We start from the raw sequence: 16,272 nt of genomic DNA, 5'->3' as shown, positions 1-16,272 counted from the left end.
CGCTCGGTCAGCAGCACATAGGTGAAGTTGGCGATCTGATTGGCCGTGGTCTCGTGGCCCGCGATGAGCAAGCCGATACCCAGATTGACCAACTCCGCCTCGCTGAGCCGGTCCTCGTCATCGCGCGCGGCGACCAACGCACCGAGCAGATCATCGGTCGGCTGCTCGCGACGCTGCGCCACCAGTTCGGCGAGATAAGCCTCCAGGCCCGCGCGTGCGGCGCTGATCTCCGCACGGGTATGCGCGGTGGTGGACAGCACCGTATCGGAGAACTCCCGGAACCGGTGCTGGTCGTGTGGTGGAACGCCGAGCATTTCGCAGATCACCGTGACCGGCAGCGGCAACGCCAGCAGTCGCACCAGATCGGCGGGCGGGCCGGATCGCTCGATGTCGTCGAGCCGCTCGTCCACGATCTGCTGGGCGCGCGGGCGCAATGCCTGGACCCGGCGGCCGGTGAAGGCCTTGACCACGAGTTTGCGCAGCCGGGTGTGCTCCGGCGGATCCATGCTCAGCAGTGCATTGCGGCGCGCGGGTTCCGGTGTGGTGCGCGGAATATCCTCGCGTTCGACCGCCGCGGCGCGGCTGAATCTCGGGTCGGCGAGGACCTGTTTGACGTCCTCGTAGCGGGTGACCAGCCAGCCATCGCCGCCGTAGGGGAGTCGTACGCGACTGATCGGCTCTTCCCGCCGCAGCCGTGCGAAGAGTGGATCCATATCCAGCCGGATCGGTGCGCGGAACGGGTAACTGCGCACCTCGTGGTCGACGGGCCTACCCGTCGCCCGATCGCCACCCCGCATCGAATCGCTTCGCGATGTTGCCCTCATCAGATCTCCCCTTCCGCTACGCGGACGGTAGGCGCCCGAGTGATGTAAGCGAGTGCTTACAACTGATGGTAGGGAGCACGTGGTGGCCGGTCAACGGTTGAATCCCGTTATGGTGGTGGAAATTTCACATCGACCCGTTCCAGCAGCACGCGCGCGGCCCGCAGTACATACTCGGCAACCGCCGCCGGATCCGCGCTGGCCAACGGATCTCGACGATGTACCGAGCGAACCAAACCGATGCCGAGCAACCAGGCCAGCAGGAGATCGGCGCGCAACTCGGCATCGGGTCCATCGGTGAGCGCGGAGAGCGCGCCCACGTACTCGTCGCCGAGTTCCCGCCGCACCGCGGCCGCACCCTCGTCATGTCCGCTGGAGCGCAATGCCGCCTGTAGCCAATGTGTTTGTGCCGCAGAGCCGGTCGGTTCGAGAGCGCGTATCAGTAGGCGGCCGAGCAATGCCTCGGCAGGTCCCTCCTCGAGCACGCGCCTGCCGCGATCGGCTATCGACGCACGGAACAGCTCGTCCTTATTGCCGAAGTATCGGTACAGCAGCGCCTGATTCACCCCGGCGCGCGCGGCTATCTCGCGTACCGTGGCGCGCTCATAGCCGCGTTCGGCGAACAGTTGTTGCGCCGCCGCCAATATCGCGAGTCGCGTAGCGGCCGCATCTCTTTTGCGGCCGACGGGCTCGTACTGATCAGACATACACCCTCCGGTTGATCCGAGACAGTGCAGCGTAAGTCGCGTTCCCAAAAATGGGAACGGGGATTGTGCAAGCGATGGTGTTGTGGCAGTACTGTTCTGCACCTGGCACCGCTAAGAATTGGACCTCGATGTGGTGCTGGATACGTCACGATGCGGAAGGCGTTGGTCGCGCAGCCCTTCGGGTTCCATTGCTCACCTCTTGTTCCCCTTGCCGGGAGGTGCCGGGGATAGCTGCCGCGACCTGCGATGGGTGCCGTTCGTGACCCCACTCCCGATTGCGGAATCTCGAATTCCGCAACGGGAGTGGGATTCCGTCCGCGCCATAGGGAAGGGCAATTCGATGGATGTCCGCGATCGGCCGTTTCTTGTTTCCGCCGACGCCGATCCGCTCTTGTCATTCGGTCAGCTAGAGGCGTGGGCCGAGACTGTTGCTCGGTGTTTGAAGAAAAATGGCGTCGGTGCCGGTGACGTGGTGGTCGCCGAACTACCGAATTCGCCTGCCTTCGTTGCCGTAATGTCGGCCGTCTGGAATATCGGTGCGGTATTCGCGCCGGTGGATTCGCGGCTCAGCCCGCGGGAGAAACAGCAGATTTTCGCACTTGCTGGGCCCCGGGTGGTGGTGGCGCCGACCCGCACGTCCGTCGATTCGCCAACGCTCTTGTGGCGCAACCCGTTCGAGGCCCCTGCGCAGCTCGAATGGATCCCTGCTCCGCCCGCGCAGCGCAGCGGCTGGGTGCCGATCGCGCCCGCGCCCACGGTGCACGAGGGCGACCGGCTGATCCTGTTCACCTCCGGCTCCACCGGAGCGTCGAAGGCGGTGGCACTGTCCGAGGCCAATATCGCGGCCGGAATCGCCGCTGTCGCAGACCATTTCGCACTTACTCCAGACGACCGCACCATTGCGCTGCTGCCATGGGCGCAGAGCCACGGCCTGTTCGCGAATCTGATGGCAACACTGCGCAGCCGGTGCACCATGGTGCTGCCCGCCGCGGGCGAGGCGCGACAAACGAACCAGCTGCTGGATGCGGCGGCGCCGACCTGGCTCACCGTGATGCCGATGCAGCTTGCCGGTATCACCGCCGGACTGGCGGCATCGCGAAAGCGGGCGCGCGGCATGCGTTTTCTGCGCACTGCCTCGGCCCCGCTGTCCCGCCGCGCGGCCGAGCGTGCGGAACGGCTGCTCGGTTGCCCGGTCGTGGAGGCCCTGGAACTCGCCGAAACCAGTCACCAGGCGGCGGCCGATCCGCCGTCGTGGGAGCGGGTACCCGGTACGGTCGGCACCCCGACCGGTGTCGAATTCCGTTTGGCCGGTGACGAAATCGCGGGCGGGCGCGAACTAGAGGTCCGCGGCACGGCACTGTTCAGCAGATATGTCGGCAATCCCGCGGCCACCGCGGCGGCCTTCACCGCCGACGGCTGGCTGCGAACCCGTGACGTGGCGCGCCGGGAAGAGGACGGCCGCCTGCGCATCCTGGGCCGGCTCAGCGAAATCGCGCACCGCGGCGACCATGCGGTGGCCCCGGTCGACGTGGAAGCCGCCCTCGACGAACATCCAGACGTCGTCTCGTCGCTCGCGACCCGGGTACCGCATCCCCGCCTGGGCGATGACATCGCGGCAGTCGTCCGCTTGCGCAAGGGCTCTGAGACCACCAAACGAGATATCATGCGGCACTGCCACGCGCACCTGGCCGACCACCAGATTCCGGGCCAGATCCGCATGGTTACCCAGTTGCCGCATCTGCCCAACGGAAAGCCGAGCCGCCGCATGGCGGCACAACTGTTCACGGTGGGCTGACACTCTCACCGAGTGGTTCCGGACAGGTGAATTCCGGATGCCGCCGCGAAATCCTCGCCCTGGGCGGGGCCAGGTATTCCGAGCTGAGATGCACGTTGACGAGGCTGCGGCACGCTGAACCGTGCGACACCGATCATCGTCACGATCTGAAGTGTGGCCTTGGAGAAGTATCCGCGAACGAGGAACCGGCCCACGGGCACTCCGCCGACGGTCACCGCTAGCACAAGGATGACGCGCGCACCGACCTGTACGGCGAGCGTATCGGCCACCTTGGTCAACGGCGCTGCGATCAGATCGAGCCAGCGGAAGCTCACCACGTAGTCGATAACCCAGATGCTGGTGACCTCGATGCCCATGAATCTCGCGAATTCCAGATCGAGCACGGTCGACAATGCCGCATTCCCGGGGTGCAAAACATTCACGTGATTCGTCGCGAAGACATAATTGGCCAGCGGCACCCCGTGTGAATCCCGGACATTCATCCAGCCGATGGCATCGATCGTCGAGGATCCGGTGGTATCGGGCCCGGTCTGCGCCGTCGCCACCGCGCCGAGCGTCATCGGAACAACGAACAGCACAAATACGCCGACCAGCAGCCGGGCCGTTATTCGGCGCCGCTGGGCAGTCTGTCCTACTCGCCCTGAGCCGCGTGCCAACGAGATTATCCGATCGCCCGAACACATATCCAAACACAATGTTCGGTCGAACACCGAAAACCCCTTGGGCTCATCGTGATTCGTATGGAATCCGTATGGCACCCAGCGAAGGTTACCGGCCTCACATCACATTCATGTCGGCAACGGCTGCATGTCATTGTTCGACACCGATACGCGTTTGCGCCGCGAAAATCCGCGCCACGACCCGTACGAATTCGATATCAGCTCGGCGGCAACTCGGAATGTCTGGCGAAGGCCTGATCGATCAGCTCCGACGTGGCGCGCGTGGCGATCAGCCGAGCGATCGCCAACTCCGATTCGAGTTTGGCGCGATCCCTCGGTGTGCGCCCGGACTGTTCGTAGGCCTGGCCCGCCAGGAAGTAGAACAGTTGGGTCGCATACTGATCGGCGATCTGATTGCAATCGGCTCTGAGCCGCTCGATCAGTTCGAAGGCGTCGCGCGTCGGAATGCCCGCATCGACGAGTCGGGTGGTCAGATCACCGCAGCGCGGGTTGGTCACCCGGTAGGCCTCATGCGGATCGCCGCTGGCGGCGAGCGCCTGCCGCACGTATTCCGGAAGTCTCGGGGGCGCGTGCGTGCGTAGGGTGCGGACGGTGCCGGACGCGGCGACCGTAGTCGGCTCGGAGCCGGGTTGGTCGTTGACACCGAGCACCTCCGCCAATCCGTCACCACGATCCCAGGCCTCGAGCAGTTCCCGAATCCCGTTCAACTTCATGCCCCGACTGAGCAGACGACTGATCGTCTGCAATCTGTTGAGGTGATCCGACCCGTAATAGCCGATGCGCCCCCGGACATCGGGGGAGGGTAGGAGTCCTCGTTCGTGGTACACGCGGACGCTTCGCACGGTGGTATCAGCCGCCCGCGCTAGTTCGTCGATCGTGTACTCGGACTCAACAGCCATATCCATAGGAAACCACAATTCGCCCCTTAGCGGATGGCCCGCGAACAAATGTACCGTTAACTAACGATACGTCAGGATCACATGTTGGTCAACGTGCCGTTAACTAGCGGCAGAAACGATTGCCGAGGGGGCCGATCGTGGGTTAACGTTCGTGAGCCAGCAATCACCGCTGGCCTTCCGGGGACTGTTGAGCAGCCCTGATGACCTCCCGACCAGTGGGCCCGCACAACGGAGTTGGCGCGCCCTCGGCATCCCCGGAGACGGCTATGAGCATCACGCAATCTTCCTTCGTCCTGGAAACCATTGCGCCGGCAAAGGTTTCGACGCTTCCGAGTGGGTCGACCCATCGGCCACCCTGCGCGGACGGTCCCGACGACTGGGATCTGGACGTCGGCACTCCGGACTCGTGGCGTGCGGCAATGCGAGTCTGCGACAGCTGCCCGGTGTTCGCGAAATGCGAACAGTTGGCGCAGACGCTCACCGAGCGCGGTACCGGCCCCCGCGCGATGATCTGGGCCGGAGTGCCCTATGACAGCGCGGGCAAGGTTGTCGCTGATCTGGACCGCCATCGCATTACACCCGTTGACCACAAGCGGCCGCTGCGGATCATCCGCACCGGTTCGCGTCCCGCGCCCGCAGATCCGATTCCTGCGGCGCCGCGGCGCCACATAGTGCTGGGTCGTCGGCTCGAGCCGACCGGAACCGGCGCGCACTGACTTATGCTTTCGTCCACCTGTTGACGACGGACTCTATTCTGGCGGTGTGTAACTCATGACGATGTTGGCTCTGGAGATCGGGGCGGACGGTTTCGCGGTCAGTCGGGTAGCCGACGACGTCGGCGAGGAGGACATCCGGCGCGCCCCGATCCCGGCCCGTGCGGCCTGGGACAGCTGCCGTGACCTGCTGCTCGAGGCTGCTGGGGGTGAGGATGTCACCCGGGTGGGAATCGGCTCGATCGGCCCGCTCGATATGGCCGCCGGTGTGGTGGCGCCGCCGGGAATCGCCGAGTGGGCGACGGGTTTCGCGCTCGTATCGGCGGTGGAGAAGCTGTTTCCGGGCGCCATCGTCCAGTTGGCGCTCGACGGCGTGTGCCTGGGCTTGGCCGAGCGCAATTTCGGTGCGTTGAACGATGTGCTCGATGCCGTCGCGGTCATGGTCTCGGACCGGATCAGTGCCGGGGTCATGGTCGGTGGTTTCGTGGTGGTCGGCCGGACCGGAAACGCGGGAAACCTCGGCCATGTACTGGTGCCGGGCTTCGATGAGCGCTGCGAATGCGGGGGGCGGGGCTGCTTGGAGGCGGTGGCAGGCGGAATCTCAGCGGTGAATTGGGCTCGCGCACAAGGCTGGCAAGGCACCTCGGTCGATGATCTGGTCGGTCAGGCGCGTGCGGGTGACGAACTCGCCGATGCCGCGTTGTCCAGAGCTGGAACGGCGCTCGGCCGCGCGATCGCCTCGGTGGCTGCACTGCTCGACCTGGATCTGGTCGTCCTCGGCGGCGCGATGGCGGCGCCGGGCACATCGCTATGGAAGGCGCTCGGCGCTGCTGTCGCGACGCATGCCCGACTCGGGCATCTGACCGGATTGCGGGTTGTGCCATCGGAACTCGGCAAGGTCGGTGTGCTGGCGGGTGCCGGTGTGCTGGCGCTGACGGTGGGGGAGGGCTAGCCCGTCGCGGTTTGCGGGGGTGGAATCAGGGCCTGAGACCAGCGCTTTCTTCGCTGGTCTCAGGCTTTGTTCGGTGATTTGCCGCAGCTCGCGCGAACTGCGCTGAGCCGCGGAAATTTTGGCGTCTATGCGCGCGTTCTTAAGCGTATGTTAAGAAAAGACCACCCGGTGAACTTCGAGGTGGCTACTGTCATGCAGACTGCATCCGATGTCAACATACCAAAGCCTGTTGAACGAGCCGTTATATAGCGGTACATTGTTCATGTCACACACAGGTGGCGGCTTCCGACGAACGGCTGGTACGGGCAAGTGCGATGACAAGTGGCGCAGTAAATCCTTGGGTAACGATCGAGACGTTGACGCCTGAAGCGATGTCGGTGGCGTCGGTGGGGGACGCGCCGCGTGGATTCGCCGACTGGCAGCGAGTGCTGCAGCGGCTGCTGTCGCGGACCCCGGCGCTTTATGACAGCCTGAAGACCCGGAGCCTGATCGATGCGATCCGGACGGCGCGCGACGAAGCCGAGGATGTGGATCTGACGCTCGCGACCGGTTCGGGTCCGCACGCGCTGCGGATACGACCGGTGTTCGGACCGGGCGGTGATGTGCACGCGGTCCGTTTGTGGGTGGGCTCCGCCGCAGTCGCCTGCCCCGAATTACCGCCTGCGGTGGGCGCGATCTGGGACCTCGATACCCAGACCATTCAGCAACCGATCGGCGCGACCCGGTTGACGGGGAATTCGGCCGAGCAGCACGTGCCGGTGATGTCGATCGCGGAGTTGTTCCATCGGATCTCGGGCTTCAATCGACATGCCGAGGTCCTGGATCTGCTCTACAGTCCGAAGCCCGGTGACAAACTTCAGTTCGATGTCACGGTGACCGATGGTCCCGAGCGGCCGGGGCGGTGGCGGATCAGTATCCGGGCCCGCGATGACGCTCGCACACAGGGCGCGTGGTTGTTGATCGAAGATGTCACCTCGGACAAAGAGCAATCGGAGTGGCCGACGCTGGAACGAGTCGGATTGCGCGAAGCCCACCGGCGGGCCGGAACTCATCTGGCGATCATCCAGACCGAGCGCGCCAGCATCTCGCATTGGCTCACGGATCCGGCGCCCTGGATTCGGTGGGACTATCTGTTCCGGCCGATGGACGTCTTCCATCCGGATGACCGCGTCCGTTTGATGGCGCTGAGTGATCGGCTGGAATCCGGTGATACGGCGGGTGTCACGGTGCGGGCCCTCAACTACGGTGGTGGCTACACTCCGACGTCGCTGCTGCTGTATCCGTATCCGGGTTATCCGAGTCGGCAACTCGCGATCGCCCAGCTGGTGCGCGTGGCTGATGACATGCCGATGCTGGAATCCGGGCGCCACTCGCTGGAAACTCCGCAGCGGCAGGCGCCGATCGGGTACGACGATCAGCTGCAGTATCGGCTCGCGCATCGGTTGAAACGTAGTCCTGTGTACTGACCCGCTGTCCCCATCATTGGGAACGATGGCGGGGGCTGGAAATGATGGTGCTCTCTACCATTTCGGGAGTGCGGACAATGGTTGGCAGATCGGCGGATTCGGGCGATGAATTACTTCGCCGAATGGTCGCACGCCGCCGCCGCGACAATGTGATCGTCGCGGTGCTGGCGGTGCTGGCCCTTCTCGGTGGCGGGCACGCGATCCTCGATTTTTTCGCCGCGGATCCGCCGCCCCCATCCGACAGTGCGACGCCCGCGACCATCGGCCGCGCGCAATTGGCCGGCTCCTTCGCTCAGCAGTTCATTGTGACCTACTTGAGTTCTGTGTCCGGACAACAGGATCGACTCGGCGAATATGTCGGATCCAATGCGCAGCAGATCACCTTGCCCGCGGCGGCCAAGCAGGTATCCGATCCCGCCGTTGTGTACGTAGCGCGGGTGGGGAGCTTCGACACACTCGAGATCTGGTCGGTGACCGTATCGGTCCGGATGGGTAAATCCGCCCCCGGTGCCACCAGCTCTACCGGTACCACCGGCACCGCCGCCAACAACAACACCGGTTCGGACGCTCGCCAGTTCTATCGGGTCGGGGTATCGGTGCTCAACGGTCGACTGCGGGCGCTCGCGCTGCCCGCCCTGGTCGAACCGCCCAGTCGGGGCGCCGATCTGGCGCAGGCGTACTCCTCGCCGTGCACGGCGGAAACGCCGCTCGCGCAAGTGGCTTCGGGCTTTCTGACCACCTATCTGACGGGTAACGGCGATGTAGGCCGTTACATCACCCTGGACGCCGGTATCGTCGCACTGCGCCCGGCCCCGTTCACCGCCGTGGAGACCGTCGCGGTCACCTCGGACGACAACAGTTGTGGCTCAGCGCGTTCGCACGCGCAGGTGCTCGTCACCGTCAATCCCAAGGCCGACAGCGGAGCGGCCGCGACGCTCGCCTATCCGCTGACCATGGTCCGCGACGGTGGCCAGTGGCAGGTGCAGTCGGTCGATGCCGTCCCCGCGATGACCAACCCGCCTGCCGTGATCGCCGACCAGCAGAACTCGCACGCAAGTGCGCCCAGTTCGACGACATCGGTGCCGTCGACCACGGTGCAGATTCCGCGGGCTACCCAGAACTGATACGAAAGAGGCACGGCCGTGGGCAATTTGAGCGCCATCCTGTACAACGTCCTGATGTTCGTCCGCTGGGCGGGCCTGATCCTGATCACCATCCTCAGCATGGGTGTGCTGATATCCGAGGCGGCCAAATCCAAGCTCTCGCCCGCGAAGATCCTCGCCGTCGCCGGATCGGCAATTCTGGCCGCGGTCCTGTTCTGGATACTCCCGACACTGGTCAACTACGCGCGCACCGACGCCAATACCATCGTTCCCGATCACCCCATCGGTGGCTATCGATGACCCAGGTGATCAAGGTCTTCACGCCGATCAAGCGGGTCCCCACGATGATCGGCAAGGCCCAGAACGGGCAGAAGCTGCCCTTCGGGCCGTACACGCTGCCGCAAGTCGCGTCCGCGGTGGTGCTGATGGTGATCACCTCGGTGTGCGCGATGGCACTTCCGGTCAATCCGGCGGTCACTTTCGTAATGGGTCTGGTGCTGACGATCGCGGTCGTCTTCGCCGTCGGATTGGTGCCGTATACCGGTGTCCGGATGACTTCTCGGGCGCTGTGGGTGGGGCGGCTCCTCGTCTATCGCAAGCCGGTGTCCGCATCCGGCATGCCGGTCAACGCCGATTCGGCGCGCCACACCATGTTCATCGAAGAGTCCGTCGTCGTGGTCCTGCCGGACCGCCCGACCGCTGCGGCGCAGAGCACGAAACCCGATGTCCGGTTGCTCGATGTGATCGGCGTCGGCAGCAGCGGGAAGGACCTGCGCAGCTGGATCAACGGCAACGGTGGCCCAGCATCGGAAGGGAGCCGCTGATGGCATTCGGACGAGATTTGCAGCCCACCGCCGCGATTCGCGGAAATCTGCAATTCACCCATACGGGCCTGGTCACCGCGACCTACTTCATCAACCCGCTCGGCTACGGGTTGCGCAAAGCGAGTGACAAGCACGATGTGAAAATGGCCCACCATGCGCTGATCAACAGCCTGCCGGCCGGTTCGTTGTTGCTCGGCATCCAGGCGCGGCTCAATACGATCGATGTGCTGACCAAGATGGTGGAGGGCGTCGATCTCGACGAATGCGAGGATTACGCCGACGAGGTGGTCGCCTCGTACGAGCGTGTCCGCGCAATCGCACCGCAGACCCGGATCTACTTGCTGACAATTCCGGTCGGCACGGCGAACTCCGGTATTTCGTCGCTGTCGCGTATGTGGCGAGGTAGCACCACGACGATCGATGCGACCGCCATATCGCGCGCGGATCTGGATGCCTATGACGATAAGGCGAACGAGATCCTGTCTCGGATCGGCGGCGATTTCGATCCGATGCCGGTGCCCGCCGCACTGTTCCAATGGCTGTGGGAGCACTACCTGTCGCGCGGCGCGGCCGGTGATCCGGTGGCCCCGACTAGAGTCGGCGCCCTGGATGACGCGACAGCGGCGGTGTTCTCCTCGGCGGCGCTCGACGAGGGCGCCCAGGCCGACAGCAACCGGCGGATCCGGCCATCGTTCGTCCCGGTGATCAAGGTCGTGCAACCGGATTACGAGTATCGGCCGTCCTATCAGGCGATGCTCACCCCGCATTCATTTCCCTACGCGGGCATGCGATTTCCCGGTGGCAGCGAATTCCTGAATGTGCTGGAGGGTCTCGGCGACGTCACGGTCGACTGGGGGATGCGGGTGTCGACCAAACCCGCGGACCAAGTACTCAAGAATAACGAGCTGAGCCTGCGCCGACTCGGTGAGCAGATGGATCAGCGCGACCAAGAGGTGTCGTTCGCGCAGAATACGCTGACCTCGAAAGCACAGATGTTGGGCGAATACAACCAGCATTTCGAGGTCAACGGCGGCGAGTCGGAGGTGTCCTTCACGACCGTCATCGCTATCGGCGGGCCCTCGCGCGATGTCACCATGGACGCGGTCAATACGCTCAAGCGCCGCTACAAGCGGTTCCAGGTCGATATGACGGCCCCGCTCGGCACTCAGGTCGATCTGTGGTCGATGCTGGTGCCAGGGAGTCCGCCGCGGCGGGCGTTCGACGATTTCGCGCATATCGTGCCCTCCGATATGTGGGCCGGTTTCGTCCCGTTCATCACCAGCCAGATCGGCGACGACAGTGGCCCGGTGATCGGGATCAATCTTTTGTCCGGCCAATTCGAGCCGATCCACTTCGGCATCATGGAGGCCGCGCTGCACGATCTGTCCGCTTCGTTCGCGGTCACCGGCGAACTCGGATCGGGCAAGTCGTATTTCCTCAAGCTCATGGCAGTGCTCGTGCACGATATGGGCGGGCAGTTCCTGGCCATCGACCGCAGTCAAGTCGGTGAATGGGCGCATTTCGCCGCCGCGATCGACAATGCCGTCGTCATCGATTTGGCGAACCCGACGGTGTCGTTGGATCCGCTGCGGATGTTCGAACCCAGAATCGCCGGCGAGCGTGCACTCGACTCGATCCTGCCGCTGCTGGATCTGTCGCCGACCTCCGGTGCGGGTGCCGCCGCGAGCAATCTGCTGACCGCCCGTGGCATTGCCGAACACGGCATCCGCAGTCTGCTGGATCTCTTCCATGTCGTGCGGCGACTGCGTGATCAGCCCGGCAATCAGGAGGAGTACGCCGACCTGGCCGCGCGCCTCGGCACGGTTGTCGAGCGGGTGCCGGTGCTGTTCGACCCATCGCTGAAACCATTGCGGCTCAATGCCGCTGCCACGGTCGTCCGCAGCCACCAGTTGGCGCTGCCGACCGCGGAAGAGCTCACCACCCCACATCTGTACAACCGATTGCCGCTGACGAAACGACTCGGAACCGCGCTGTACGAACTTGTCGGTGTCGCCGCACGAGAGGCATTCCTCACCGATAACGGCAGATTCGGGCTGCTGGTCGGCGATGAGGCGCACCATTTCACACAGACCCAGGTCGGATCCGCGGTTACCTCGGACTTCAGCCGGGACGGCCGTAAGCACCTGGCCGCGATCGGGTTGGCCTCGCATGATCCGGCTACCGACTTCCAGGGCGCGGCGCACAATCTCATCCCGAACCGGTTCGTCTTCCGTCAGCGCGATGAGACCTTGGCCCGCAACAGTTTGGAATGGCTCGGCGTCGATCTGGAGGAAGCGCCGTTTCTGCTGCAGGTCTTGCGGGAGGAGACCTCCCCGCCGGTCGGTGCCGGTCGTCAGGTGCCCGAGGAACGCCGTGGTGAGATGTTCATGCGTGACGCACTGAACCGAATCGGCCGCGGCAAGGTGCTCGGGCCGGCCCGGATCGATCGCGCCGCCGCGATTACCAGCACGCCGAACGCCGGCGGGGCCACGCGCAATGCAGCACCGGAGAGACAGGCAGTCCGGTGAGGTTCGGCGCCGGTCGTGGTGATCGGCCACAATTGTCCGACTTCGAAACGGCGGCAGGGCCGGAGCTGTTCGATCCGGTGCAGTGGCGACCGTCAGCGGTATTCCGGCGATTCCGCAAGTGGATCGGCGCGACGCGCCGTCGACGCTGGATCACCTGGTCGCTCATCGCACTTGTCGTGCTGTTCATCTGCCCAGGCATCATGGCGGTGATGGCGACCGCGCAAACCGGCACGGCGAGCGTGTCCGCGCCGAATAGTGCGCTCAGCTGGATGCGGATCAAAGATTCGTCGGGAGTAGAGCTCTCGAGCTATCTGTTCGCCACCAACCGTGGCGGAATCTTCAGCCCCGGGAACATCGTGATGTCGTTCCTGATCATCGTGTTGTTCGCCATCTGGCTGGTCATCACGGTCACCGCGATCTGGCTACCCACCGATACCCTGGATTTCGGGTGGCTGAACATTGTCAGCAAGCCACTGCAAGGCGTGGCTGACGCGCTGTCGGGCCAGATCGCGACACCGATCATGCTGGTGACCGCAGTAGCGATCGGCGGGATCCCTGTCGGCGTTTTCATCGTGCGCGGCTATTTCTCCAAGGCCTCGATGCAGGTCGTGATGATGGTGGGAGTGGCGATACTCGGGCCGCTGTTCCTGGCCGAGCCGCTGGCCGAGGTGCTGTCGCCGGACGGACTGCTGGCACAGGGCCGGAATCTGGGGATTTCGGTGGCGGCCGGTTTGAACGGCAATAGCAATCCGAATCCGAACCAGTTGATCCAGACGATGCAGTCCGATATGGCGGACAACTTCGCCCGACGTCCGTTGCAGGTGTGGAACTTCGGGCACGTGGTGGACGACCGGCCGTCTTGCAAGGCGGCCTGGTCGGCCGGCGTCATGGCCGGTGACGACGAGCGGGTCAAGAACGGGATGAAGTCGTGCGGGGACGCCGCCGCATATTCGGCGGCTGATAACCCGAGCGTCGGTCAAATCGGTGCCGGAATTCTTCTGCTGGTGTCCGGCACGGTGCTATTGGTTTTCGGCGCAGTCCTGGCCATCAAGGTCATCTGGGCCGCGCTCGATTCGATCTACTACGGATTCATGACGATATTCGGATTCGCCGCGGGCGGATTCGTGTACGGGCCGACGCAGACATTCACCATTCGCTGTGTTGTGCACGGGTTCGTATCGGCCGGGCGCATGGCTGTGTTCGTCATATTTCTCGGCGTCTACGAATTGTTCATCGGCGAATTGTTCCGCCAGGCGCGCGGTCAGGTCATGTCGGTGTTCGTCATCGGCGCGATCGTGGAAATCGTCGCCATCTTCCAGTTGAAGCGCCTCAACGCGGGTCTGGAGAAGGGCAACGACTGGATTGCGAACCGATTCGCGTTGGCCATCCAGAATGGTGGTGCCAGAGCCGGCGGGGGTGGGGGCGGCGGAGGGACTGCTCTCGGCATGGGGCAATTCGGCGCGAGCCATAAGATGCCCGGCTTGGGAATGATGACGCTACTCGCTGGGGCGGGCACCATCGCGAACTCGCCGCTGACCGAATGGGCGATGGGCGGACTCCCGGGTTCCTGGCGTCCTCAGTCGAGAATGAAGAAGAAAATGGCGGCGGCCCAGGCCTCGGTGTGGAACATGGACGGGTTCGGTGGGGAGACCGGCACGTATGCCCAGTCCCTTCTGAACCGAGAACTGTTTGTCGCTAATGCCGCACGAGAAGCCGAAGCGTATGGCGGATTGGACACCGTCTTGGGCAACGCCGCCGCTGTGCAAGGGGTTATCGATGCCGGTGGCACTGCGACCGATTCATTCGCGGCCATGCTCGGCGGCGGTGCGAAGAACAGAGACAGAGCGCTGCTCGCGGCTCGCTCGCGTCAGATCATCAGCAAGGCTGCCGGCAACGAGCCACTCAAGGATGCCGACCTGGCTTTCGTAGCTGCTTCGATACGGCACGCCCAGAATTCTGCACGCATGGTCATCGACGGAACAGCTAGCGCCGACGAGGCTGCGGCTCATTTCGGGACCATGCGGCAGTCGGTCCGGGAATTACGCAGGATCAGGTCGGGGGGTGTCATCCTGGATGACCATGATCCAAGTGGCCGCCATCCGATGCTCGATTTCGTCCAGAAATATATGACCGATAATCCCGAGGAGACCAGGGCGAAGATGGAGGCTCTGAACGCGGTGATAGGTGGTAAAACGTTACCCGAGACCGACGCTGCGAGGTACTTGGCCACTGCGGGTGCCAATGGGGCGTCGGTAAGCGTCGTTGAGGCGGAACGAATGAAACAGTGGATCAAGAACGAGTATGCGAAGAAATTGGAAACGGCCAGCATAAATGTTGTGGGTGATGTGAGAAAAAATGTGGTGGGTGATATAGCCGATCCGGAAAACATGCGTAAGCTCAGGGACATTGCCTACCACGCCATCAGGACAGATGATCTGGCTAATGGTGGTACCGGAGAGACGATTGGTTCGGTGACACCGCGCGGCACCAACCCAAATAATCCGAATTGGAACCGGCGAAATTTGGGAGGGCTGGCCAAGTTGCTGGGGCAGTAGGTATACGTCCATGGGAAGGTGAAGTCGCTTGTTCGGGCGGAGAGGTATTCGATGATCGGTCGGCTGATGTTCCTCTTTATGGTTCCCGCCTGGGCGTGGGTGTTGCTGGCAGCGGTGTCCGGGCTGGGCACGGTGCTCGTCCTCCTGGTACTGGTGGTCGGCGGCACGACCTCGGCCATCTCGGCCGACCTGCACTACCAATGCGACAGTGCGGTAGGTCCGGACCCATCGCAGACCGAGACCACCACACCCCGCGCAACCGCTGCCTCCGGTTCGGGGTCGGGTGCTGCGCCCTCTACCGCGCCTACCGTCAACCCATACGCGGAATTGACTGTGGCACCGGATGATAGGACTGCCTCGGACTGGCAGCGCGCCTGCGCGAGTGCGATCCGCACCGCGCCGTATCAACTGCCGCCGCTGCAGACGACCATGAGCGGATTGCTGGGTGACTGTGCCCGCGAATTGGCGATCAATCACGCGCTGAAAGCGTCGGCGGGAAGTGCCGATGGTGCGCCGAGTGGCCCTTCGAGTGCGGCCGGGCTGACGCGGGTTGTGATCTATCAGGCCTCGGCCGCCGCGGTGACCGGACGCTGCAATGCGACGGCGCAACCACCGGACAACACTGAACCCGCGGCACCGCCCGCGCAGGGTACATCGGCGCAGCCGGGATCGGCGGCGGTCGCGTGCGGGCAATCGTCGAGTATCGGGAAAGCGGTTATCGTACTTCCGAAAACCGTTGCGGCCCAGGCAGCGTGCGGACAGCGGGTCGATCCCGCCGCGGTGTCGGCAGGTGATCTGGTCTTCTGGGACTACCGCAGCAACGCGCCCACTCGGACCGGAATCGCCCTCGGCGCAACACAAGTCATGACTTATGATGCCTATTCCGGACGGTTTGTCGAGCAGTCGATGCCGACCGGCCGTGACGTCCGCATCAAGCGAGTGCTAGGGGGTGGGGCGTGACGAGCTCGGAGGTGTGGCCTGCGGACCACCAGGTCGAAGTTGTCGACGAGCAGACCGAAGGTGCTGGGGGAGAGGGTGATTCACAATCCGGCCCGGTAACGCCATGGTCGGGTAAGCAAGAGCGTAAGGCCGCGCCGCGCACGGGCACCGGTCCGGTGAATCCGGGATCCGGTACGTCGCCGGGGCAGAATGGTTCGTCGGCGGCGCCGGGTCAGAACGGTGCACCTGCGGCGCCGCAGGGGCAAGCGGGTCAGGGTGGTTCCGTTCCG

The 16,272-nt window shown here is 64.2% G+C and carries 14 protein-coding genes and 1 pseudogene; 11 read left to right on the top strand and 4 right to left on the bottom strand.

Annotated features, from left to right (window positions below; genetic code table 11):
• A pseudogene (locus tag AB0J29_RS35840) lies at positions 1-824 on the bottom strand (cytochrome P450); the annotation flags it as partial.
• 107 nt (positions 825-931) lie between these two features.
• A complete protein-coding gene (locus AB0J29_RS35835) occupies positions 932-1,528 on the bottom strand; it encodes a TetR family transcriptional regulator (protein ID WP_364795458.1) in 597 nt (198 codons plus the stop codon).
• Between the two features lie 259 nt (positions 1,529-1,787).
• On the opposite strand from AB0J29_RS35835, the gene AB0J29_RS35830 reads away from it, so the two are divergent.
• Entirely contained in the window at positions 1,788-3,323 is a 1,536-nt protein-coding gene (locus AB0J29_RS35830; RefSeq protein WP_364795455.1) for an AMP-binding protein, read from the top strand.
• Between the two features lie 5 nt (positions 3,324-3,328).
• Here the strand turns inward: AB0J29_RS35830 and AB0J29_RS35825 are convergent, their stop codons facing one another.
• Together AB0J29_RS35825 and AB0J29_RS35820 are read right to left on the bottom strand one after the other, a co-directional pair.
• Positions 3,329-3,901, bottom strand: a complete 573-nt coding sequence (locus tag AB0J29_RS35825) for a hypothetical protein (protein ID WP_364795452.1) — start codon at positions 3,899-3,901, stop codon at positions 3,329-3,331.
• 299 nt (positions 3,902-4,200) lie between these two features.
• Positions 4,201-4,902 (bottom strand): MerR family transcriptional regulator, encoded by a 702-nt coding sequence (locus AB0J29_RS35820; protein WP_364795449.1) that lies wholly within the window; start codon positions 4,900-4,902, stop codon positions 4,201-4,203.
• Between the two features lie 266 nt (positions 4,903-5,168).
• Between AB0J29_RS35820 and AB0J29_RS35815 the strand changes: the two genes are divergently transcribed.
• From AB0J29_RS35815 to AB0J29_RS35770, 10 genes are all read left to right on the top strand, one after another.
• The gene (locus AB0J29_RS35815) at positions 5,169-5,618 is read left to right on the top strand and encodes a hypothetical protein (RefSeq protein ID WP_364795447.1); all 450 of its coding nucleotides are present in this window, start codon (positions 5,169-5,171) and stop codon (positions 5,616-5,618) included.
• A gap of 55 nt (positions 5,619-5,673) precedes the next feature.
• Positions 5,674-6,567, top strand: coding sequence for an ROK family protein (locus tag AB0J29_RS35810; RefSeq protein ID WP_364795445.1), 894 nt, complete (start codon positions 5,674-5,676; stop codon positions 6,565-6,567).
• A gap of 314 nt (positions 6,568-6,881) precedes the next feature.
• Positions 6,882-8,033: a GAF domain-containing protein gene (locus AB0J29_RS35805; RefSeq protein WP_364795443.1), complete on the top strand. Its 1,152-nt coding sequence runs from the start codon at positions 6,882-6,884 to the stop codon at positions 8,031-8,033.
• A 77-nt stretch (positions 8,034-8,110) separates the two neighbouring features.
• A complete protein-coding gene (locus tag AB0J29_RS35800; protein WP_364795460.1) occupies positions 8,111-9,157 on the top strand; it encodes a conjugal transfer protein in 1,047 nt (348 codons plus the stop codon).
• 18 nt (positions 9,158-9,175) lie between these two features.
• Complete coding sequence (locus AB0J29_RS35795; protein ID WP_364795441.1) at positions 9,176-9,436, top strand: hypothetical protein; 261 nt, start codon at positions 9,176-9,178, stop codon at positions 9,434-9,436.
• Complete coding sequence (locus tag AB0J29_RS35790; RefSeq protein WP_364795438.1) at positions 9,433-9,960, top strand: hypothetical protein; 528 nt, start codon at positions 9,433-9,435, stop codon at positions 9,958-9,960. The genes AB0J29_RS35795 and AB0J29_RS35790 overlap by 4 nt, the downstream gene beginning before the upstream one ends.
• Positions 9,960-12,488: an ATP-binding protein gene (locus AB0J29_RS35785; RefSeq protein WP_364795435.1), complete on the top strand. Its 2,529-nt coding sequence runs from the start codon at positions 9,960-9,962 to the stop codon at positions 12,486-12,488. Before AB0J29_RS35790 ends, AB0J29_RS35785 begins: the two co-directional genes overlap by 1 nt.
• Positions 12,489-12,565: 77 nt before the next feature.
• Entirely contained in the window at positions 12,566-15,043 is a 2,478-nt protein-coding gene (locus tag AB0J29_RS35780) for a hypothetical protein (RefSeq protein ID WP_364795432.1), read from the top strand.
• 51 nt (positions 15,044-15,094) lie between these two features.
• Complete coding sequence (locus AB0J29_RS35775) at positions 15,095-16,003, top strand: hypothetical protein (protein WP_364795430.1); 909 nt, start codon at positions 15,095-15,097, stop codon at positions 16,001-16,003.
• Positions 16,000-16,272, top strand: a 273-nt coding sequence (locus AB0J29_RS35770; RefSeq protein WP_364795427.1) for a hypothetical protein, incomplete at its 3' end; no start/stop codon positions are given. The genes AB0J29_RS35775 and AB0J29_RS35770, both read left to right, overlap by 4 nt.

This window comes from Nocardia sp. NPDC049707, from assembly GCF_040674855.1.
Lineage (GTDB): Bacteria > Actinomycetota > Actinomycetes > Mycobacteriales > Mycobacteriaceae > Nocardia.
Note: the sequence above shows the minus strand (reverse complement) of the source record. Positions and strands in the feature narration are given on the sequence as shown.

What these genes read in the sequence shown, in the direction of transcription:
- AB0J29_RS35835 (WP_364795458.1), bottom strand. Translation starts at nt 1,528, where the DNA reads ATGTCTGATCAGTACGAGCCCGTCGGCCGCAAAAGAGATGCGGCCGCT.
- AB0J29_RS35820 (WP_364795449.1), bottom strand. Translation starts at nt 4,902, where the DNA reads ATGGCTGTTGAGTCCGAGTACACGATCGACGAACTAGCGCGGGCGGCT.
- AB0J29_RS35815 (WP_364795447.1), top strand. Translation starts at nt 5,169, where the DNA reads ATGAGCATCACGCAATCTTCCTTCGTCCTGGAAACCATTGCGCCGGCA.
- AB0J29_RS35810 (WP_364795445.1), top strand. Translation starts at nt 5,674, where the DNA reads ATGACGATGTTGGCTCTGGAGATCGGGGCGGACGGTTTCGCGGTCAGT.
- AB0J29_RS35805 (WP_364795443.1), top strand. Translation starts at nt 6,882, where the DNA reads ATGACAAGTGGCGCAGTAAATCCTTGGGTAACGATCGAGACGTTGACG.
- AB0J29_RS35800 (WP_364795460.1), top strand. Translation starts at nt 8,111, where the DNA reads ATGGTTGGCAGATCGGCGGATTCGGGCGATGAATTACTTCGCCGAATG.
- AB0J29_RS35790 (WP_364795438.1), top strand. Translation starts at nt 9,433, where the DNA reads ATGACCCAGGTGATCAAGGTCTTCACGCCGATCAAGCGGGTCCCCACG.
- AB0J29_RS35785 (WP_364795435.1), top strand. Translation starts at nt 9,960, where the DNA reads ATGGCATTCGGACGAGATTTGCAGCCCACCGCCGCGATTCGCGGAAAT.
- AB0J29_RS35775 (WP_364795430.1), top strand. Translation starts at nt 15,095, where the DNA reads ATGATCGGTCGGCTGATGTTCCTCTTTATGGTTCCCGCCTGGGCGTGG.